Annotated in this window: 20 protein-coding genes and 1 tRNA gene; 12 read left to right on the top strand and 9 right to left on the bottom strand. The window is 40.8% G+C overall.

Annotated elements, in window-relative coordinates:
* Window positions 1-95 (bottom strand): 4Fe-4S binding protein (locus HMPREF9420_RS14615; protein WP_248628129.1); only part of this gene is annotated, 95 nt, incomplete at its 3' end.
* Between the two features lie 188 nt (window positions 96-283).
* Between HMPREF9420_RS14615 and porT the strand changes: the two genes are divergently transcribed.
* Entirely contained in the window at window positions 284-1,033 is a 750-nt protein-coding gene (gene porT, locus HMPREF9420_RS05235; protein ID WP_007134440.1) for a type IX secretion/gliding motility protein PorT/SprT, read from the top strand.
* Here the strand turns inward: porT and HMPREF9420_RS05230 are convergent.
* The gene (locus tag HMPREF9420_RS05230; protein WP_007134439.1) at window positions 1,014-1,892 is read right to left on the bottom strand and encodes a bifunctional metallophosphatase/5'-nucleotidase; all 879 of its coding nucleotides are present in this window, start codon (window positions 1,890-1,892) and stop codon (window positions 1,014-1,016) included. The two genes, porT and HMPREF9420_RS05230, sit on opposite strands and share 20 nt — an antisense overlap.
* 21 nt (window positions 1,893-1,913) lie before the next feature.
* Entirely contained in the window at window positions 1,914-2,678 is a 765-nt protein-coding gene (locus tag HMPREF9420_RS05225; RefSeq protein ID WP_007134438.1) for a 5'-nucleotidase C-terminal domain-containing protein, read from the bottom strand.
* A 209-nt stretch (window positions 2,679-2,887) separates the two neighbouring features.
* Between HMPREF9420_RS05225 and rplS the strand changes: the two genes are divergently transcribed.
* Window positions 2,888-3,253, top strand: a complete 366-nt coding sequence (gene rplS, locus HMPREF9420_RS05220; RefSeq protein ID WP_036906293.1) for a 50S ribosomal protein L19 — start codon at window positions 2,888-2,890, stop codon at window positions 3,251-3,253.
* A 171-nt stretch (window positions 3,254-3,424) separates the two neighbouring features.
* On the opposite strand, the gene HMPREF9420_RS05215 is transcribed toward rplS, so the two are convergent.
* Window positions 3,425-3,706, bottom strand: coding sequence for a hypothetical protein (locus HMPREF9420_RS05215; RefSeq protein WP_007134435.1), 282 nt, complete (start codon window positions 3,704-3,706; stop codon window positions 3,425-3,427).
* Between the two features lie 86 nt (window positions 3,707-3,792).
* Between HMPREF9420_RS05215 and HMPREF9420_RS05210 the strand changes: the two genes are divergently transcribed.
* Both HMPREF9420_RS05210 and HMPREF9420_RS05205 read left to right on the top strand, forming a co-directional pair.
* Entirely contained in the window at window positions 3,793-4,974 is a 1,182-nt protein-coding gene (locus HMPREF9420_RS05210; RefSeq protein WP_007134434.1) for a phosphoribosylaminoimidazolecarboxamide formyltransferase, read from the top strand.
* Between the two features lie 142 nt (window positions 4,975-5,116).
* Entirely contained in the window at window positions 5,117-5,311 is a 195-nt protein-coding gene (locus tag HMPREF9420_RS05205; RefSeq protein WP_007134433.1) for a hypothetical protein, read from the top strand.
* A 622-nt stretch (window positions 5,312-5,933) separates the two neighbouring features.
* On the opposite strand, the gene HMPREF9420_RS05200 is transcribed toward HMPREF9420_RS05205, so the two are convergent.
* On the bottom strand, window positions 5,934-6,974 hold the full coding sequence (locus HMPREF9420_RS05200) for a DUF4831 family protein (protein WP_007134431.1): 1,041 nt from the start codon (window positions 6,972-6,974) through the stop codon (window positions 5,934-5,936).
* A 15-nt stretch (window positions 6,975-6,989) separates the two neighbouring features.
* Window positions 6,990-8,507, bottom strand: a complete 1,518-nt coding sequence (locus tag HMPREF9420_RS05195; protein WP_007134430.1) for a bifunctional ADP-dependent NAD(P)H-hydrate dehydratase/NAD(P)H-hydrate epimerase — start codon at window positions 8,505-8,507, stop codon at window positions 6,990-6,992.
* 104 nt (window positions 8,508-8,611) lie between these two features.
* On the opposite strand from HMPREF9420_RS05195, the gene hpt reads away from it, so the two are divergent.
* The 5 genes from hpt (at window position 8,612) to HMPREF9420_RS05170 (ending at window position 13,071) form a co-directional block, all read left to right on the top strand.
* Window positions 8,612-9,154: a hypoxanthine phosphoribosyltransferase gene (gene hpt, locus HMPREF9420_RS05190; RefSeq protein WP_007134429.1), complete on the top strand. Its 543-nt coding sequence runs from the start codon at window positions 8,612-8,614 to the stop codon at window positions 9,152-9,154.
* Window positions 9,155-9,192: 38 nt separating this feature from the next.
* The gene (locus tag HMPREF9420_RS05185) at window positions 9,193-9,765 is read left to right on the top strand and encodes an adenylate kinase (protein ID WP_007134428.1); all 573 of its coding nucleotides are present in this window, start codon (window positions 9,193-9,195) and stop codon (window positions 9,763-9,765) included.
* A 139-nt stretch (window positions 9,766-9,904) separates the two neighbouring features.
* Entirely contained in the window at window positions 9,905-11,074 is a 1,170-nt protein-coding gene (gene obgE, locus HMPREF9420_RS05180; protein WP_007134427.1) for a GTPase ObgE, read from the top strand.
* On the top strand, window positions 11,071-11,853 hold the full coding sequence (pgeF, locus tag HMPREF9420_RS05175; protein WP_007134426.1) for a peptidoglycan editing factor PgeF: 783 nt from the start codon (window positions 11,071-11,073) through the stop codon (window positions 11,851-11,853). The genes obgE and pgeF overlap by 4 nt, the downstream gene beginning before the upstream one ends.
* Before the next feature lie 57 nt (window positions 11,854-11,910).
* Complete coding sequence (locus HMPREF9420_RS05170) at window positions 11,911-13,071, top strand: M23 family metallopeptidase (RefSeq protein WP_007134425.1); 1,161 nt, start codon at window positions 11,911-11,913, stop codon at window positions 13,069-13,071.
* Window positions 13,072-13,226: 155 nt separating this feature from the next.
* Here HMPREF9420_RS05170 and HMPREF9420_RS05165 read toward each other — a convergent pair whose 3' ends face one another.
* The 3 genes from HMPREF9420_RS05165 to HMPREF9420_RS05160 all read right to left on the bottom strand — a co-directional run bounded on the left by HMPREF9420_RS05165 (window position 13,227) and on the right by HMPREF9420_RS05160 (window position 16,838).
* Window positions 13,227-15,308: a hypothetical protein gene (locus HMPREF9420_RS05165; RefSeq protein WP_007134424.1), complete on the bottom strand. Its 2,082-nt coding sequence runs from the start codon at window positions 15,306-15,308 to the stop codon at window positions 13,227-13,229.
* A gap of 83 nt (window positions 15,309-15,391) precedes the next feature.
* Window positions 15,392-15,556 carry a hypothetical protein gene (locus HMPREF9420_RS13135; protein ID WP_007134423.1) on the bottom strand — a complete coding sequence of 55 codons (165 nt, stop codon included), beginning with the start codon at window positions 15,554-15,556 and terminating at the stop codon, window positions 15,392-15,394.
* 1,208 nt (window positions 15,557-16,764) lie between these two features.
* Window positions 16,765-16,838, bottom strand: a tRNA-Met gene (locus HMPREF9420_RS05160).
* Window positions 16,839-17,156: 318 nt separating this feature from the next.
* On the opposite strand from HMPREF9420_RS05160, the gene HMPREF9420_RS05155 reads away from it, so the two are divergent.
* From HMPREF9420_RS05155 to HMPREF9420_RS05145, 3 genes are all read left to right on the top strand, one after another.
* A complete protein-coding gene (locus HMPREF9420_RS05155) occupies window positions 17,157-19,055 on the top strand; it encodes an LptF/LptG family permease (protein WP_007134421.1) in 1,899 nt (632 codons plus the stop codon).
* Between the two features lie 71 nt (window positions 19,056-19,126).
* On the top strand, window positions 19,127-20,338 hold the full coding sequence (locus HMPREF9420_RS05150) for a bifunctional 3,4-dihydroxy-2-butanone-4-phosphate synthase/GTP cyclohydrolase II (RefSeq protein ID WP_007134420.1): 1,212 nt from the start codon (window positions 19,127-19,129) through the stop codon (window positions 20,336-20,338).
* Between the two features lie 129 nt (window positions 20,339-20,467).
* Complete coding sequence (locus HMPREF9420_RS05145) at window positions 20,468-21,661, top strand: pyridoxal phosphate-dependent aminotransferase (protein ID WP_007134419.1); 1,194 nt, start codon at window positions 20,468-20,470, stop codon at window positions 21,659-21,661.
* Window positions 21,662-21,729: the final 68 nt, after the last annotated feature.

Raw genomic sequence — 21,729 nt, 5'->3', positions numbered from 1 at the left:
ATAGCATAGATATCACCTTCAGAAATAGCGCCAACTGGGCACTCATCAATACATGTACCGCATGCAATGCAGTCGTTTCCAATTACGTAAGCCATAAACTTTAATTTATAATTTCATAATGTTTTTGTACCAATTCCAAGCCTTTCAGCTCATGAATCACGATGCAAAGGTATATAATAAATTTCAAAATACCTACTTTTAGGTATTATTTTTTGTTTTTTTTATACTACTTCTTTTCCTACATGATGCAATATCATCCCGTGAAGTGCGTTTTATCAGTAGCATGAAGATAAGAAAATGGAGTTTGATTGCTATGAGTTTAGCCTTTGGAATGGCTGCTATGGCGCAACAACGGACGGTCCAAAATCGCCCGTATACAGATCTTCGACCCTTTCATTTCGGGATTTCCGTCGGCTCACATGTACAAGATTTGGAGTTTGTTAATAGCGGAGAACAGACAGTTGTGGCTGAAAATGGTACGTCAACACAACAGATAATATCCACTGATCAGGATCGTTTCGACATGGGTTTTAACGTGGGAGTGCTTGGTGAAATGCGTCTTTCGGAGCACTTACAACTACGTGTTGCGCCGACAATGTATTTCGGTTCACGCCATATTGTGTTGCAAAATCATAGTGTGATAGGCCCAAATCATGAGCCAATATCCTATCGGCAGAACATGAAATCGGTGTATATGGCCCTTCCAGTAGACTTGATTTTTGCTGCACCTCGATTCAATAATCATCGTCCTTACATGATGGTGGGCATGACTCCAGCCTTGAATCTAAGTGGAAAAGATAACGATTATGTAAAGCTTAAGCGTTATGATACGTTTGCAGAAGTAGGACTTGGCTGTGACTTTTACCTGCCGTTTTTCAAGATTCGGCCTGAGTTGAAGTTCATGTATAGCTTGGTTAACAGCCTCGATCAAAAGCATATCGAGCGTATGGAGAATAAAATCATGCTTCCATACGCCCGATCTGTGCGTGATACTCGCTCTAAAATGATAGTTCTTACTTTTTATTTTGAGTAAGATTGAGCATCAGTTTACCCACGAAAATGGCATTCTTACCTTCGTGATCTACGGGAACTTCGCGTCCGTCTAAGTCTTTTACATAACGCAATTCCTTAAAGAAGCTGTGAGAATGACCGCCAAGTACGACGTCGATTCCACGCGAACCAGCAATCATCATCTGGTCTCCCATGCCCTTATCTTCCCATCCTAAGTGAGAGATACAAATGACAAGGTCGCACTTTTCCTTTCCACGTAGAATCTTTACCATATCATTTGCCACGGTAACGGGATTGAGATATTTGATTGGTCCATAGTTGGCTGTGGCAACAAGTCCTTCAAGTTGAGGGTCGAGAGCAAAGACTCCGATGCGGATTCCCTTGCGTTTTAGCACAATATAAGGCTTTACAAGTCCCTCAAGTGGAGTGCCTCGGAAGTCATAGTTAGAGCAAATGATGGGGAAGTTTGCCTTTTTGAAGAGGCGAACCATATTGTCAATACCAAAGTCAAACTCATGGTTTCCGATGGTACCTGCGTCATAATGCATCCTATTCATTAGCCCAATCTCAACATCTCCCTTAAATAATGTATAATAAGGTGAGCCTTGTGAGAAGTCACCACTATCAAATAACAGCAAGTTTGGGTCCTTCTTGCGTTCTTCTTTCAGCATATTGATGCGGCGAATAAAGCCTGCACGTCCTGCAAAGAGCGTGTCGGCAAGATTCTTATTGAGTGGAAGAATGCAGCTGTGGGTGTCACTTGTGTGGAGTATAGTGAGTTGTTTTTGTGCATAAGTTGTTAGTGTTGCACATGCAAACAGCAAGCAACAGAGTGCACGTTTCAAAGCCTTTTGGCGATGATGATATAGAATTCTTTTCATATTCTTGGGTTTAATAGGAGATTATTTTATGATGATTCGCCCCTCAATCTTGCGACTTACGGGTTTGTTCTCAGCCTTTTGCTCACGGAAATAGTCCATGATGATGAAGCGAACATTATTCTCTGGTGTCTGAGGTGATACGAGATTAGTTGCAGACTTGAATGCTTCGAGTTTGTCGTTGCCTTGTGCAAGGTAGTCGAGTGTAGCCACTCTATAAGCCTTATTGTCGTCGATTTCTTTGCCATTCAGCTTACAATCCAACAACTTATGGTCCTTACTGATAACCAAGTTGACGCCATGGCTGACACCTTCTCCACCAGTTGAGGCTATTTGTTCAAAGAGTTCACGCACCTTTTTGCCTGAAAGCGTGAGGAAACATATCTTATTTTCGAAGGGTGCAACGTCTAAAACATCACCATAAGTAACGTCTCCTTGGGCGAAGGCGGCACGTATTCCACCCATATTATATACGGCAAAGTCGGGGCTCTCTTGATAGTTTTTACCTCCCCAAAGCAAAATATCTGCGAGCAGATTTGATAGGGTGCTCTCGGGCTTTCGAGCCGACATGTATTCAGAAACCTCACCAACGACGGGGCTCATCAAGCTATCTACTTGATGCTTATAAGGCAAAAGGAAGGCTTCTGCGTCTTTATCGGGGTTGGCATCATACTTATTATCAATCAAGATTCGACTGCGACTGACAGACGAAAGCTCATAATGCGACTTGCAGGAAGCCAAAGAAAGTAAGGCTGTTGCAGCCAAAAAAGAGATGGTTTGCTTATCCATACATTTGTAATTAGTTGTTACAAAGGTAGTTGTTTTACATGGAAAAAAGAAGAATTTGTGTTAAAAACAAAAGAAAACCAATATTAATGAAGTTGTGATTTGCATTTTTTTTGTACCTTTGCACAGCTTTTCGGCGTAACCGCTGGCAGCAGAAGAGTTGCTTGGTCATGTTGCGTTGGGCACAAACAAAATTTAATTTCAAACAAAAAATGGATTTAATTAAAGTTGCTGAAGAAGCATTTGCAACCGGAAAACAGTTCCCTTCATTCAATGCAGGCGATACAGTTACTGTAGCTTACAAGATTATTGAGGGTACAAAAGAGCGTATTCAGCTCTATCGTGGAGTAGTAATCAAGATCTCAGGTCACGGTGAAAAGAAGCGTTTTACGGTTCGAAAGATGTCAGGAACTGTAGGTGTTGAGCGTATCTTCCCTATTGAGTCACCGAACATCGACTCTATCGAAGTGAACAAACGCGGTAAAGTTCGTCGTGCAAAATTGTACTATCTTCGTGCTCTTACAGGTAAGAAAGCCCGTATTGCAGAGAAGAGAAGCAACACAACAACAGCTGAATAAGCTGCCGTTTCTTCGTAAAGAAATAAAAGAGGTTATGCTCCTTATGGTGCATAACCTCTTTTTCTTTGGCATGATGATGAAGGGGTTACGGACTGCATAGAACTATTTTGAAAGCAAAAGTTTATCAAAAGTTCTACCGCTTTGTATTGTCTGATGTCCGCAAGTCAAGGTTCAAACATCACGATTTGCGTGTTTTCCTTCCTCCATGAAAGTCTTTTTCAAACTCTCCCAGTCTTGAAACCCAGCGAAAAGTGCCAGCCGGTCGAGTGTTTGTCGTGAGGGTTTCTCAGCTCCAGTGAAGTAGTTTTTGAGCTTCTTCAATGAGTCTGGTGTCAGGTTTACATGGTGAAGAGAAAAGAATTTGGATAACTTTTCGAAATCGTTTCCTGTTTTCGTCATCCTAATCAACTTCTTTTCGGCCTCTTTTAGCAAGGCAACTAATTTCTGTTTCATAACATACTTAGAAATAAAATACCTATGCTGCAAAGTTAATCATTATTTTTTTATTATCTTTGCAAATAGATAAAATTACCCCAAAGATGAAAGAATTAGCTTTAAAGTATGGTTGTAATCCCAACCAAAAGCCTTCCAGAATTTACATGGAAGACGGAGAACTCCCCCTAAAAGTCATCAACGGACGCCCTGGTTACATTAATTTTCTTGATGCACTCAATAGTTGGCAGCTCGTTAAAGAACTCAAAGCAGCCACAGGAATGCCTGCAGCGGCGAGCTTTAAGCACGTTTCTCCTGCTGGCGCGGCTATCGGTTTACCCCTTAGTGACACATTAAAGAAGATCTATTTTGTTGATGATGTAAAGCTTCCTTTGTCTCCACTTGCGTGTGCTTATGCCCGTGCTCGTGGTGCTGATCGCATGTGCTCGTATGGCGATTTCGTAGCACTTAGCGACGTTTGTGACGCAGTTACCGCCACATTATTAAAGAGAGAGGTCAGTGACGGAGTGATTGCGCCTGGCTATACTGACGAGGCTATTGAGATTTTGAAAGACAAACGAAAGGGTACTTACAATGTAATTCAGATAGATCCTGACTATACTCCTGCTCCCATTGAATACAAACAGGTGTTTGGAATCACGTTTGAACAAGGTCGAAATGAGGTGAAATTAGACGATCCTTCGCTATTCGATAACATCCCAACAAAGAATAAAATATTCCCAGATGAGGCCAAACGCGACTTGATTATCGCTTTAATCACGCTGAAATATACGCAGAGTAATTCCGTGTGCTATGTCAAAGATGGACAAGCTATCGGTATAGGTGCTGGACAACAAAGCCGCATTCACTGTACACGTTTAGCCGGAAGTAAAGCTGATACATGGTGGTTGCGCCAGTGTCCAAAGGTGATGAATCTCCCGTTTAAGCCCGGAATACGTCGTGCCGACCGTGATAATACCATAGATGTTTACGTCAGTGAAGAGCATGATGACATATTACGTGAGGGCGTATGGCAGCAGTTCTTTACGGAAAGACCGGCTGTACTGACGAGAGAAGAGAAAAGAGAATGGATTGCAAAAAATAACAATGTGGCTCTTGGAAGCGATGCTTTTTTCCCATTTGGAGACAATATTGAGCGCGCACATAAGAGCGGAGTGCAATACATTGCCCAAGCCGGTGGCTCAATACGTGACGATAATGTCATCGAAACTTGTGACAAATATGGTATTGCAATGGCTTTCACTGGCGTGAGACTATTCCACCATTAAATCATATTTTGAACGTTGTGGTTTGAATGTTGAACGTTCTTTGTGGTTGAAAATCAATGAAAAGAGATTGTAAAACCAAGGTTCAATATTCAAACTTCAAGGTTAATCACGTTAAAACTTCAATCATTTAACCCCATAACCTATGGATGATTTCCAAAGCATCTTAGAGAATGGCATCAGTTTCAAAGGTTCTTCTGGTCCGAAAAAGGAAGAAGATAAGGTGAAAACGAAAGCCAAAAAGAAAAAGTATATCACTGGAGCACACGGCTCGGGGAGTGCGCGTCAGAAAGCCAAATATCGTGAACAACGAGCCAATCGCCACTCACGCAAACGATGAACGATGTGTTTTCCCAACCCTTTTACCTATAAAAGGTGATCTATTTTTTGTCAAATCTTTATCTTGTTTTTAACATTTTGTTTTTCCATCTTTCGTGAATAAACATATAGAAAGATGGGAGATGTTTTCTGTTTTTTATTCTTTTGTGTTATTATACATGGTGAATTATTTCATGATTTGACGCATATTACATCGCTGTTTGCCTCAATTCATCGCATAATTTGCTGCTTTTCGCACACTCGTTTGACTTAGATTGCAACATCTTTTGATGAAAAATCAGGTTGTAATTTGAAACTCGTTTCGTAATTGTTTGAAGCTCAATGATTTGTGAATCGTGTGAAAATAGGTGATTTTTAGCTTCAGATGCAGTGCCATTTTGTTTTCTCTTAGTATTTCATCCCTATTGTATATTTTTCTGCTTAGATTTAACATATACATTGGTTTCTACATCTTCGTTGTGCAAGCGAAAGGCCTTTGTTGTATAAATGTTGTTGTTTAAGCCAATACCTTATTCTATATTCATGGTCAATTTGAAATACTTTGGGATGAGATTTGCATAAAAAACCGCATACAATTGACTTGCATGCGGTGATAATTTCTTTCAAATGATACTCTCATGTGCCTATTGAATTGGCACAACTTCAAGCTTCCGAGCGTTTCCAGTGACAGGATCAAGGACGATTCTTGTGGTCATTTTCTTACCAAACAGCTCGCCACTAAGCTCTTCTGTGCGTCCAAACTGGGTTGCATAACATTCGGTTTTGGCAAAGAGTTGTAAGCCGTCATAAAGTGAAAGCCTAATTTTTCCGGGCAGATTCACGCAGATTCCGCTTTTATCCTTACTCTTTTTACCATCATCGGGGAGGTTAAGTGTGGGCACATAGTGTAGATCTTGCACGCTGATATAGAACGGACGACCTGCTAAATCATCGTTGTCGACAAGGCCAAATCGCTTTGAAAAGCGGAACAACACCTGTTTATTTACCTCCTTTGTTGGTATGAAAGTGAGCGTGGTTTCAGTCGTGTCACGTTCGGTTGTGCCAGTAAACATCTGCATGAGCGCACGTTCTTGCTTGTCAAGATTAGCCATCATGATGCGCAATTGCTCACCATCCTTTGGCATATTATCAGCCTCTCCGCGTGTCAATTGATTACGACTGTCGCGTATTTCATAAATCTCTGACGCAATAAGTTCAGCCATTTTCGGAAGCGAACCCGCTGCAAGAATGTCGGCATTCATGTAGTCGTGTGGGTTAAGTGGTGCAGTTTTTGGCGCCGCTACAAATGGATGTGCCGGTTCAGCCTTAGTACCTTCTGCATTAACAGCCAGTAAAATGCCATTATCATCACGGCTAAGGCTTAGTATACTATGTTTTTTATCCATCACAGCAACATGTTGTTGTGCCGTGTCGGGGATGCCAACAGACTTCATTTCGGTGCTAATGAGGCGGTAGGATGTAGCCGGTTCGGTCGGCACATCAGGCATTTTTAAGTATTTCCCGCTATATGCTGCAAGCTCACCTGGCTTGAAAACCGTCTTTTCAACAAGGATATGAAATTGTATTATCGTTTTCGGCAGGAAATAAGTACAGCCTTCTGTGGGTTGCTGTGCATGTGCTGTTAGTGCGAAAAGTCCTAAGAATAGGGTTATAATTTTTTTCATATTCGATGTAGATTTCTAATCTTTGATTCGTTCAAATGCCTTTGGAAGGTATTTAATCAGGTCGCTGGCAATGAGACATTCCTGTCCCAAGTCGCGGGCAGCAAGGTCACCTGCGAGGCCATGTAGATACATTCCAACGAGTGAAGCGTCTTTTTGGTTGTAGCCTTGTGCCAATAGTCCTGTGATGATTCCAGTCAATACGTCTCCACTTCCGGCAGTAGCCATGCCTGCATTTCCTGTGGGATTGAAGTATGCTTTGCCGTCGGGTGTGCATAAAACAGAGTAGTGTCCTTTGAGTAAAATGTAGCCATGAAGGCTCTCAGCAAGGGCAATTGCCTTGGTCAATCGGTCGTAACAACCATTCGCCATCGCTCCATCGAGTCGGTCAAATTCCGCAACATGTGGTGTCATGACAATGCCTTCGGGCAGTTGTTGCATCCAAGCGCGGTGCACACCTAATATATTTAGTGCGTCAGCATCAATCACCATAGGACATTGTGTGCGTCGAATTTGGGCAATCAATGCTATGGCTGAGGTTTCGTTCTGCCCCAAACCGGGTCCCATTGCAACAGCTTCGTAGTCCTCAGTATCAACAGGTTCGGAGAAGATTGTTTCCTCTTTGTCAATCTGAAGCACAGCCTCTGGGATGCTTGTTTGTAGGATATTGCAGTTGCGTTTAGGCGTATGAACGATGACTTTGCCTACACCTGCACGCAAACAAGCCTTGGTTGTCAGAACAGCTGCACCTGCCATGCCATACGAACCGGCAATAACTAAGGCCGTCCCCATATTGCCTTTATGTGCAAAAGCATTGCGGTGGCGTAGTCGGCAGCGTATATCGTTCTCTTCGAGAATGGTATATGGCGTCTCAGTAGCAGCGATACAATCGGGTGATAGGCGTATGTCGAGCACACGAACTTCACCTAAATACTGTTGACAATCAGCCATCAGCATACTAAGTTTGAGTTGTTGTATCGTTAGAGTGAGGTCAGCTCGAACAATGTTTTGGCGGATGTTGTACGTATTATCTTCGGTCATTAGGCCAGAAGGCAAGTCAATACTCACAACTTTACATTTGCATTGGTTGATGTATTTGACCAAAGAAGCGAAGCCACCTGCCAGCGGTTTGTTGAGACCGCTACCGAAAAGTCCGTCAATGACAACGGTGTTGTTGTCCAAACGGGGTGGTTCGAAGTTGACAATTACCTCATTAAAATCCTTAATGCGCTTGCAATCAATGAGCCGTTGTTTGTTCTTCGCACAATCATTAGAAAGGTGGTTGTGAATGTTGAACAAATAAACGCTGACAGTATAGCCGTCTTCAGCCAATAATCTCGCTACAGCCAGCGCGTCACCTCCATTATTTCCTGGTCCCGCAAAGACCACAAAGGGAGATGATTTGGTCCATCTCTGCATGATGGTTTGGGCAATTGCCTTTGCAGCACGCTCCATTAAATCAAGTGAAGCAATAGGTTCGTGCTCTATAGTATATTTATCTAACTCTCGAATTTGAGCGCTGTTGAATATCTTCATGACTTATTGTATAGTGTTGCAAAAATACAAAATTAATGCTAATCGGTGGATGTTGTTTCCCATATTTTTAGTAATTTTGCTACAAATTATTTTATTTCGCACTTATGAGTATTGTTAAAATCAAGGATCTGACGTTCAAAACGTTTATCCCCGAGGCTGAAATCCAACAGCGTGTAAAGGCTGTAGCCGAGAAAATCAATAAGGACTTGGCCGATAAAAATCCTCTTTTCTTGGCCGTGTTGAATGGTTCTTTTATCTTTGCTGCCGACTTAATGCGCAACATTACGATTCCTTGTGAGATTTCATTTGTAAAGCTTGCCTCTTATCAAGGCACCACTTCGACAGGTAAAATCAAAGAAGTCATCGGACTGAACGAGGACCTTGCAGGGCGAACAGTAGTCATTGTAGAGGATATTGTCGATACAGGTTTGACGATGAAACAAATGATAGAGAGTCTTGGAACGCGTAATCCTGAGTCGATACATATATGCTCTTTACTGGTTAAACCTGATAAACTTAAGGTGCCATTAAATATAGAATACGTCGCAATGGAAATCCCAAATGACTTCATAGTGGGTTATGGTCTTGACTATGATCAGCAAGGTCGTCAGCTAAGAGATATCTATACGATAGTAGAAGAGAAATAAATCACAAAGTAATTTATCATTTTATAAAAGAAGAAATAATGAAGAATATTGTAATTTTCGGTGCTCCCGGCGCAGGAAAGGGAACGCAAAGTGACAAGATGATAGCTGAGTATGGCTTCGGACATATATCTACCGGCGACGTGTTACGTAATGAAATTAAGAACGGAACTGAGCTTGGTAAGACCGCAAAGAGCTACATTGATAATGGTCAATTGATACCCGATGCACTGATGATTGACATTCTTGCACACGTTTATGATAGCTTTGGTAAGGACCATAAAGGTGTTATTTTCGATGGGTTTCCACGCACTACACCGCAAGCTGAGGCGCTAAAGAAGATGTTGAATGAGCGTGGTCACAAGATAGCTGCAATGATAGAGTTGTCTGTTCCCGAAGAGGAACTCATGGCACGCCTTATCAATCGTGGAAAAGAAAGCGGTAGAAGCGATGACAATGAAGGGACCATTAAGAAGCGTCTCAATGTTTATCATACGCAGACTGCACCATTAATAGACTGGTATAAGAATGATGGCACACACCATCATGTAGTGGGTTTGGGCTCTGTTGATGACATCTTTGCTCGTATTAGCGAGGTTATCGATTCGCTTTAAGCTTTGTTTGTTAAGGTTTGAACTTTAATTTTAGAATATGTTCTTCTTCTAAAATCAAGGTTCAAACTTTAATTTTATAGTAGAGAAGCCTATTAAGGCGCTATTTTTCAGTCCTTATTTATTACTTCATATTAGAGTTATGGATTCCAATTTCGTTGACTACGTAAAGATATATTGCCGCTCAGGAAAGGGTGGAAGAGGTTCTATGCACTTGCGACATGTAAAATATCAGCCTAATGGTGGACCCGATGGAGGTGATGGAGGACATGGAGGTAGTATCTATCTTAGGGGAAATCACAACTACTGGACACTTCTTCATCTAAAGTATCAGCGTCATATCTATGCAGAACATGGTGGCAATGGAGGGCGTGATAAGTGTCATGGTACTAACGGAAAAGATACTTATATCGACGTGCCTTGTGGCACTGTAGTCTATAATGCCGATACAGGAAAGTATGTTTGTGACGTTACTTATGATGGACAGGAGGTGCTTTTGTTGAAAGGAGGACGTGGAGGTTTGGGTAACTTTCAGTTCCGTTCGGCCACAAATCAAGCCCCTCGATACGCTCAACCAGGTGAACCTATGGAGGAGATGACGGTTATTTTGGAGTTAAAACTCCTTGCAGATATTGGCCTTGTGGGCTTTCCTAATGCCGGAAAATCAACGTTGTTGTCTGCTCTTTCGAGTGCACGCCCGAAGATAGCTAACTATCCTTTCACGACGCTTGAACCCTCATTAGGCATTGTGGGCTATCGTGATCATAAGTCATTTGTAATGGCTGACATTCCGGGAATCATTGAAGGAGCCAGTGAGGGCAAAGGTCTTGGACTGCGCTTTCTACGTCATATTGAACGCAACTCATTGTTGTTGTTCATGGTTCCTGGCGATACAGATGATATTAAGAAGGAATATGAAGTGTTACTCAATGAACTTCGTCAGTTCAATCCCGAGATGTTAGATAAGCATCGCGTGCTGGCTGTAACGAAAAGTGACTTGCTTGACGATGAGCTTATAGACCTTTTAAAGGATACTTTACCGCAAGATTTGCCCGTTGTTTTTATCTCTTCGGTAACAGGAATGGGACTAAGTGAGTTGAAAGATGTGCTTTGGAAGGAACTGAATAGCGAGAGTAATAAGCTTCAAGAGATAACCGCCGAGGACACACTTGTACATCGTGATAAGGATATGCGCGTCTTTGCAGAAGAACTTTTGGCTGAAGGTGCAGACGAAGATGACATAGAATTTATAGATGATGACAATGTAGAAGACCTCGAAGATTTTGAATATGACGACGACACCACATTATGATTGTGCCTGAATTATATGAATATCATCTTGCGAAAGACGTTCGAGCATTCAGCTCTATGCGTCGTGGCGGAGTAAGCACAGGTTCTTTTTGTGCCTTTAATATCAATGAGTTTTGCGGTGATAACTTCGATAACGTTGTTGAAAATCGAAGACTTCTTGCTACCGAATTAGGCATTACACCCGATAATATCGTGATGGTTCATCAAGTGCACGATACTCGTTGCTTGCTTGTTGATGAGGCTTGGTTTCAGTGTTCAGCTGAAAGGCGACGACAAGCTACCGAGGGCTATGATGCTATTCTTACAAAATTACCAAATGTTTGTATAGGCGTTTCGACGGCAGACTGCATTCCTGTGCTTCTTTATGACCCTGAACATCGAGCTATTGCGGCTGTACATGCGGGGTGGCGGGGTACAGTGCAGCGTATAACTGAAAAGATAGTACAACGTATGCAAGAGGTGTTTGGCTCGTGTTCAGATAAACTTCGTGCAGTTATTGGCCCTGGAATCTCTCTTGATGCCTTTGAGGTAGGTGACGAAGTCTATGCACGTTTCAGTGAGGAAGGCTTCGATATGTCGGCCATTTCACGGCATGATGAGAAGTGGCATATAGACTTAAGTGCGTGTAATCGACTGCAATTATTGCATGTCGGCCTGCAAAGCGAACATATATTAATGTCTAATGTGTGCACCTTTACACATGTAAACGATTTCTTTTCTGCGCGTCGTCTTGGCATTAACTCTGGTAGAATATTCTCTGGAATCATGTTGAAAGAATAAGGAAAAGCCTGAGATTAAGGCTTAAATATAGTAATAACGATGAATAACACATAGATTATGACAAAGAAACTCAATTTTAAGTACATTGCGCCGATTATCACTTTTGCTTTTGTGACAAGTGCTTTCACTCCAGCAAAAGATACATTTACGGCTGCAGAACAACAGCAAATTAGTATTACAACACCTGGACTTTTCTCGCGTTCAAATACATTTAGTATTGATTTGAGCACCTTGAAAGCAGGTGATTACGTTTTCCCCTTGCCTGTTGGAAAGGCAGAACTCACAGACAATAGTCAGGCTTTAGAGATTAAAACAAAAGAAGGTGATGTCATAAAGGCTATGTTTGCCGGTGTAGTTCGACTTTCGCGCAACGTCAATGGCTTTGGAAACGTTGTAGTAATTCGCCATGATAATGGCTTAGAAACCGTCTATGGGAACAACGCCCAGAACTTAGTTAAGGTGGGACAAAAGGTGAATGCCGGCCAGTCTATAGCCATTGTAGGTGGTGAAGGAAGTCGAACCTTCTGTAAGTTCTCTATTATGGTGAACGGAGGACGTTTTAATCCAGAGATGATTGTAGAGCTTCGGAGCCACAAACTTCGTAAGAAGACCTTGCTTTGCACAAAGAATGGTCGTTATGTTGATGTGGCATTGAAAGGTGGAAACGATGTAAACGAGAAAAAGAAAAGCAAGAACGATGATGTTGATCCCGAGAATCCGTTTGAGAATACCAATTCTTTTAAGCTGAATCTTGCTGATTTTGAGAAAGAACGTTGGGCCTATCCATTACCAGGAAGTCATGTCATCAGTCCATTTGGTGGGGCACGTCGTCATCCGGGTGTAGACATAAAGACGAAGCCTAACGACCAGATTCTCGCGGCATTTGATGGAGTTGTTGTTAGAAGTAGCCCTTTTGCAGGTTATGGAAACTGTATACGCATCAAGCATCGCTATGGCTTTGAGACGCTTTATAGCCATCAATCAAAGAATCTTGTGAAGGTAGGAGATAGGGTAAAAGCTGGGCAAGTGATAGGTCTAACGGGACGAACAGGCCGCGCAACAACCGAACATCTTCACTTCGAAGTATTCTTTCAAGGCCACCGTCTCAATCCCGCTGTACTCTTTGATCATGCAAATAAATCGCTTCAACAAGTTACATTGACGCTTCATAAGAGTGGAGTGGTGAAGTCTGAACGCAATTATTATGCAAATAAATAGGCATATTCTGTGTACTATATATAATAAGGTGTAATACAATGTCTATGATTTATAGCATTGCATATTGTCTAAATACGAAAAGACCCTAAGCAAAAACAGAAATGCTTAGGGTCTTTTATTTATGAACTTAGACCTTATTGTCTTTTTTATTTCAATTATCTTACAATAGCTTTTACCCAACTATTGGTATCTTCATATTTGGCTTTGTCATCATTTTCGCCTTCTTTGAATGGCCTAACCTGGTTGAGTGTTGTCTTTTGTGCAGCCGTCATAGTTACCTCTATGTTAGCAAGAAAACCATTTGGACTTTGACTTCCGGCGTAAAGCTTTTCTAATTTTGGAAGTAAGGTGATATCTAACTTCTTCAATTTACAATGGGATATCGTTAAGCTTGTAAGCTCAGGATTGTTTGTTAACTTTAGTTCTGTGATTGAAGTTAACGGAGCGCGTAGAGATGTTAACTTTGGATTGTGTGTTACATCTAATGCTGTGAGTTCATGCACTGCATATAAATCAATAGAAGTTAGGTTTGGATTCTGAGACACATCCAATGAACTTATGTGGGTCTGTGCTAATTGTAATGCCGTTAAATTTGCTCCTGCATCAGCCAATCCTTTAATTTCTTCAACCGAAGAAGACATAATGTTCACCTCCTTTAGCTTGGTATAGTGGGTAAAATCCAATTTCTTCAGTTTTGTATATGGTGCAGTGAAGTTTTCAAGAAGAATGTTATCTTCTATTCCTGCAATATTTGTAAGATTACTATTTGAAGTCGCATTAATTGCTTTTAGATTCGGAGAATTTGATGTGTTGATGGTTGTTATTTTCCCACTATAGAAGGTTGCCAGTGTTTCTAATGCTGGCAAATTACTTACATCAACAGACTTTAATTCCCCATTATTATTTAAAGTGACAGAAGAAAGTTTGTTATTCCCTTTGATAGTAACTTGTTCCAAGCCATTTAGGCTTCGTGCTACAAGCTGTTTTATATCAAGTCCAGTAACATTTATGCTTTGCACTGATGGACAACTCTGTATGAGTATCTGACCCGTTAGCTGCTTACACTTCGTAAAATCGATATTACCAGCAAGATTTTGATTACCGAATAACTTTATGCTTGTAATATTTTGGAAGTATTGTAAGCCGTTTAATGAAGTAAGTTTATCATTATTACTCAAATCAAGTTCACCTTTCAGTTTAAGAATTCTGTCAAGGTTATATCCTTGATAAATGTTTAATGAGCCGTCAGCTTCAAGCTCTACATCAGAGCTAACTTTTTTAATGGCTTCAATTAATCCTTTATCTGTTATCACGTCTAATTTCGCTTTGGCAGGATTTATCGCAATATCTCCCAAAGAATATGATTGTGCACGCTTGATGTCAATAGTGTTAGAGAACTTCACTTGTACTGCTTTCCCGTTGTCTAAGATAAAGGCCAGCGTTAGCCCCTTAGTGATTTTAACTGCCGGAAGTACTACAAAGTAATCGGTGTTCTCGGCCATTGACGCACCAGACTCAGGCGTATAGATGAGTAAAACCGTGCTTTTGCCAGCAATAGGCTTTGTGGAAACGTTGTTGATAGTCCCATTACTGTTGAAAGTTACGGTTGAAGTTACGGTGCCTGCAAATAGTTCTTGTCCTCTCGCAAGAATCCTTACACTCTTTACATTGCTTGCCCCGTGGAACTTAAAGCGTAGGAGTCCACCAAGGTTATAAGCCACAAAAGGTTTGTGTGCTCGTGGAATGATGCCCACTGAGAAGTTTGCTTTTGGGTCAAAGGTGCCCTCTATAGCCGTTTGGTACTTTGGAAATTCATAGGTGTATTCAGCTTTTTGAGCCCCCTTATAGGCTATTTGATTTCCCTCTTGATAAGGATATATCATGAAATATGGTGCCTTATTGTCAGCTGCTTGCCCCCAGAATCTGACATCAGTCCCAGTTGTTGGCGTTGTAAATGGATAGGTCTTTTTGCCAGGTGAACCTAAATAGCCAATGCCGATTTTGTCGCCTTGTTGCCAAGTTACTGTGCTGAAATCTGACAATAGCGCTGTACGCGTGGTCTGCTTCTTTGCAGAAGAAGTTGTTTCATCATTGTTTTGGAGTGATTCTACCGCATGAAATGACATTGAAACTAACTTTTCTTGCGCGCTGTTATCAATGTTTTCAGCGTCGTTTGCACATGATGTAGCAGCCATTGCTACAAGAAAACAGGCGAGTTTTATTATCGTTTTTTTCATTATTGAAGTTGTTTTAAACGACGATGATATCTTTTATTTGAAGGAGCGTTTGTCAGATTAATCGTGGATAACACGTTAATCATTTAGAAAGGTGAGTCATCATCCGTACCATCCACTATGTGAGGAGGTGGATTAGTACTCTCAGTGAATCCCTCATGTGATGATCCGTGTGCGCTATCCATTAAAAAACCTTGTTCCAACACTACTTCTGTTACAGTGATAAGTGGTGCATAATATACCTTTTTCATAATCTTTTGTTTGTTTCTTTACCACGTATCAATCATGAAACCTAACTCAAAAATGATGCTCATTCAGCAATAGTCAAGACATATTCTGCCTTACTTGTTTGAGCGGTTTGATGGGATTTTATCTTGAATACGTAATAAATAAGTCCTACTTTTGTTTTAGAAAGTTTTTGTATTGATAATCCTTCTTGTTGAGAAACAATTAACCTCTCTCTATTTTTTCGGCTGCAAAGTTATTCTAAATTGGGCTGATTTCCAAATAAATGAGATAAAAGATGATGTAAGAAAATACTCTTTAACATTCTTTGTACAATGAAATTGCGATATAGAAAGTAAGTTAGGAGACTGCAATGGAGGCGTATAATCCGCTTGTTGTTTGTTGTTTTTAAGCATGAAATGTGTGTGAACCTAAGAGGAAAGGAGGGTTATAAGTAGCTCATTTTCTTGCTGTTTGGGTGTTATGCGTTTCATTTCGTTTTGAGAAATATCTTCTGATGTAGCATAAAGAGATATGGAAGTGTGTGAAGATTCGGTTGTTGTGTAAAGTAAATGAAATGTGATGTATGAGAATAGTGGTTTGGTGTTGCTTGTAATCTATTAGAAACGTAAAAATGATTTCGTGCATTTTAGTCGGTAATCTGCCTTATTTTATCGTGTAAAATGACGTAAATTGTTGCATGAAATGACGTAGATTGTATTGAAAAAAGTTATCGTTTATAGTGTGATCAGCGGTCAACGCTGAAAGCGTTGTACTTTTTAGAGCCCAGGGTAGACTACGCCTTCGCTTGTCAACCCTGGCTATCAAAGGTACAACGCTTACAGCGTTGTCACCTCGGTAAATAGGAGGTCTGTGTCTATTGCGTGGAGAAAATACTTTAAGTGTTGTGTTTTTCCTCCTAATTCATCATTAAATTATGTTGTAGAAAGAGGCAGATCGTCATGTAATTACGGCATTTTACAACACAATCTGTATCATTTCATACAACGATTTCTATCATCTCATGCGGTAAAACATGGCATATTGCAAATCCCTCCTTGCTATTTTACGAAAAAGCCATTTTGTGCTTGTTTTTCGTAGCATGGGGTGTTACATCACTCTTTGCTTTCTTTATGTGTAGATTCTGCTATATTCGAAAGCATAATGTAATAGAAGCTTGCTGATTATTCAATAAAAAAGCCTCGCAAATCAACGATTTACGAGGCTTTAATTGTAGCGGGGGTGGGACCCGAACCCACGACCTCCGGATTATGAATCCGACGCTCTAACCAGCTGAGCTATCCCGCCATCACAGACCATTTGTTTGTGGAATGCGGGTGCAAAGGTAGTATAAAGTTTTTAAACTGCAAAATTTTAGCTTAAAAAATCCCTGATATTTTCTTTGTAAGGCATTTATTTTGTGCTGTGTTATGGTTTTAAGTGTGCGATTTTGTGTAAGTTTTGAAGAGCTAAGTATATGGATTGCCTATCGTTGAAAGGCAGAGGAGCTGGAATAATCAGATGAAAGTTGATAAAAAACGGGAAAAAGAAAGGAAATCTGATAAATTTATACTACTTTTGCAAATATATGGAGTGTGTGTGCAAGACACATGAAACAAGACTCTGATGATAAGGATAAAGAAACTCGATATATTTATTGCCAAACAGTTTGGGATGCTCTTTGTGGGCACGTTTTTCATCTGCCAGTTTGTGCTGATGATGCAATTCTTGTGGCGATATATCGATGAATTGATTGGTAAAGGGCTTTCCATGGAAGTCATGGCAAAGTTCTTTTGGTATATGGGATTAATGCTTGTGCCTCAAGCTTTGCCGTTGGCTATCTTGCTATCTTCATTGATTACATTCGGTAATTTGGGTGAAAGTAGTGAGCTTACAGCTATTAAGGCCGCTGGAATCTCTTTGATGCAATCTTTTCGTTCGCTGATAGTTATCACGATATTTATTAGTGGATTGTCGTTTGTTTTCCAAAATAACATTGGACCAGAAGCCAATAATAAGATTGCTCAATTGATGATATCAATGCAGCAAAAGAGCCCAGAACTTGAGATTCCTGAAGGCGTTTTCTATGACGGAATCCCTAATAGTAATCTCTATGTACAGCATAAAGACCTGAAGACGGGTAAGCTTTATGGCGTCATGATCTATCGAATGACGGGCAGTTATGAGGACCAAGCCATCATTCTTGCAGACTCGGGAATGTTGCAATCGACTGCAGAGAAGAAACACTTGGTGTTGACTTTGTGGAGTGGGGAATGGTTTGAGAACATGCAAACCGATGCTTTTGGAAATAGTGCAGCGGTTCCTTATCGTCGAGAATCATTCATAACAAAGCGTATTGTCCTTGATTTTGATGCAGGATTCAATATGACCGACGCCTCTGTTTTAACGAATAACGCACGTGGAAAGAGTTTAGCGCAGATATTTAGAGATGAAGATTCGTTGAAGCTAAGCTATGATAGTGTGGGCAGGCAGTATTATGCCGATGCGCAACGAGGACTTTATTATATGCCACATGTGAATCAGAAAGACTCGCTTTTGGCTGTAAAGGCTGGGAATAAACTAAATATAGACACCATTTTTAATCGCCTGTCATTGCCACAAAAGCAACAAGCCGTAAGCGAAGCAATGAGTAAAGTGCAGGGCGCTGTGAGCGATTTGGACTTCAAAAGTATGTTTACCGATGATGGAGATCGTATCATTCGACAGCATGAAATCGAAGCCGTGAGCAAGTTTACAGTGGCGCTATCATGCTTGATTTTCTTCTTTATTGGTGCTCCTTTGGGAGCTATTATCCGCAAAGGAGGCTTGGGTATCCCTGTAATTGTCTCTGTATTAGTGTTTATTATCTATTATATCCTTGACAATTCTGGCTATAGAATGGCTCGAAGTGGTATGTGGACAGTGTGGTTTGGCAAAGGACTTGCGCCGGGTGTACTAACTCCTTTGGCTATTTTTGTAACGTATAAAGCCTCTAACGACTCTGCCGTGTTCAACTTAGATCAATATCGGGAGATGATGCGTAGAGTGTTGGGACTTAAGATTAAGCGGAATATCACGGGTAAAGAAGTAATAATTGATGAACCATGTTATGCGGAAGATGTGGCGAAATTGGCTGTGATTAGTAAGGATATTGAGACCTATTCAACGCTACATAACTTAAAACGAATGCCTGATCCAGTGAAAGTGTTCTTCAAATATAGACCTGATCACGAGATAGAACGAATCAGTAGTGAACTTGAAAGTGTAATAACGGATTTGTCAAATACACGAGATGCTTATCTCTTGAATGAGTTAAATAACTATCCAGTGTTATCGGTTAAGGCACATACCCGGCCTTTCGAGCGCAAATGGCTTAATATTTTGTCGGCTGTAATCATTCCGTTGGGCATATTCTTTTATTGTAGAATGTGGCGTTTCCGTGTGCGTTTACTCCGAGATTTGAAGATGGTGTGCCAAACAAATCAAAACATTGCCAGACGCATTAAAAAGGCAGCGTTAGGATAAATGATTAATTTCACCTTATTATATATATAAATTAAGAGTATCAAAACAAAGAATCTAAACGAAGAAAAGATATGGGAGATTTCAAATTAAATACGATTGAAGAAGCCCTTAAAGACTTTAAGGAGGGTAAGTTTGTTATCGTTGTGGACGATGAAGACCGCGAAAATGAAGGCGATTTGATAATGGCTGCCGAGAAGATTACACCCGAAGCAGTAAACTTTATGCTGAAAAATGCACGAGGTGTGCTGTGTGTTCCTATCACAATGTCACGCGCAGAAGAGTTGAATCTGCCACATCAGGTGTCAGATAATACGTCAATGCTTGGCACGCCATTTACGGTTACGGTTGATAAACTTGAGGGTTGTACAACAGGAGTTTCAACACATGATCGTGCGGAAACTATCAAAGCTTTGGCTGATCCGGCTTCGGTGCCACAGACTTTTGGTCGTCCTGGGCACATTAACCCTTTGTATGCACAAGATAATGGAGTGCTCCGTCGCAGCGGACATACAGAGGCTGCGGTTGACTTATGCAAGCTTTCGGGACTCTATCCCGCTGGTGCTTTGATGGAAATTATGAATGAAGATGGCACCATGGCACGTATGCCTCAGTTGGTAGAACGGGCGAAAGAGTGGGGAATGAAGATTATAACGATTAAGGATTTGATAGCATATCGTCTGAAGAAGGAGACCACTATAGAAGTTGGAGACGAAGTAGATTTACCAACAACTTATGGGCATTTCAGACTAATCCCTTTCCGTCAGGCCAGCAACGGACTTGAACACATGGCTTTAATCAAAGGACACTGGGAAGAAGGTGAACCTATTCTTGTACGTGTTCACTCTTCATGTGCCACCGGAGATATATTGGGAAGTCGCCGTTGTGATTGTGGAGAACAACTCCATCGTTCAATGGAAATGATTGAGAAAGAGGGAAAAGGTGTCGTTATCTATATGCAACAAGAAGGTCGCGGCATTGGATTGATGAATAAGATTGCAGCCTATAAACTGCAAGAAGAAGGCTATGATACCGTTGATGCCAATGTGCATTTGGGCTTCAAACCAGATGAACGAGACTATGGTTGCGGTGCACAGATGTTGCGACACCTTGGAATTCAGAAGATGAAACTCATGACAAATAACCCTACAAAGCGTGTTGGTTTGGAGGCGTATGGACTTGAGATAGTGGAGAATGTGCCCATAGAAATTATGCCGAATAAATATGATAAGAAGTATCTTGAAACCAAACGAGATCGTATGGGGCATACACTTCATTTGAAATAAACTTTAGATTGATTTATTCTCCGATGGTATTCGGAGAATAAAAATCAAAAAAAAATCACTGAGATTATTCATATTAAAGAATAAAATGATTATTTTTGTGGTTGATTAATTAACCTAAAATTTAGTGTTATGGAACAACTATCTAATCGTTTGAATCGTCTTGCGCCATCGGCAACACTTGCAATGTCGCAAAAGAGTAATGAAATGAAGGCACAAGGTGTTGATGTTATCAATATGAGTGTGGGCGAACCCGACTTCAATACGCCTGAAGCCATCAAGGAGGCTGCTAAGAAAGCCATTGATGAAAATTATTCAAAATACTCTCCAGTGCCTGGATATGCAAGTCTGCGGAAAGCTATTGTTGAGAAGTTGAAACGTGAAAATGGTTTGGAATATACCATTAACGAGATTCTCGTTAGCAATGGAGCGAAGCAGTGTGTGTGTAATACCATTATGGCATTGGTTAATGATGGCGATGAGGTAATTATTCCGGCACCATATTGGGTGAGTTATCCACAGATGGTAAAATTAGCAGGTGGTAATCCTGTTATTGTGGATGCTGGGTTTGAACAAAACTTTAAGATGACTCCCAAACAGTTGGAAGATGCCATAACACCAAAGACAAGGTTATTGATTTTGTGTTCTCCGAGTAATCCGACAGGTAGTGTTTATAGCCAGGAAGAGTTGGATGCATTGGCTGAAGTAATCAAAAAACACGAGCGTGTAATTGTGATTGCAGATGAAATTTATGAGCACATTAATTATATTGGCAGTCATGCGAGCATTGCAAAGGTTGCTGGTATGAAAGAGCGTTCTGTTGTTGTGAATGGTGTTTCAAAAGCTTATGCAATGACAGGGTGGCGTATTGGTTTTATAGCTGCACCCGAATGGATTGTTAAAGGTTGTAATAAGTTGCAGGGACAATATACGAGTGGGCCTTGCTCTGTTAGTCAGAAGGCTGCTGAAGCTGCCTATACTTTGGACCAGCATTGTGTGGAAGAGATGCGTCAGGCTTTTGAACGCAGACGTGATTTAATTGTAGAACTCGCTAAGAATATACCGGGTTTAGAGGTAAATAAGCCTGAAGGTGCTTTCTATCTGTTCCCAAAATGTAGTAGTTTCTTTGGCAAATCTGATGGACAAATAACGATAAAAGATTCAACCGATTTCTCTCTTTATCTATTAGAAAAGGCACATGTTGCTACGGTATGTGGTGATGCTTTCGGTGCTCCTGAGTGCTTCCGAATGAGTTATGCCACGAGTGATGATAACATCAATGAGGCAATGAAGAGAATTAAAGACGCATTGTTAAAATTGAAATGACAATCAAAGAATAAATAAAATAATGTGAGTTGATATGGCACTTTCTATAAGAATTCATCGTTAAAACT

It is taken from the genome of Segatella salivae DSM 15606, from assembly GCF_000185845.1.
GTDB classification, from domain to species: Bacteria; Bacteroidota; Bacteroidia; order Bacteroidales; family Bacteroidaceae; genus Prevotella; species Prevotella salivae.
The sequence above is the reverse complement of the archived record's forward strand: the minus strand, read 5'-3'. Positions and strand labels throughout refer to the sequence as shown.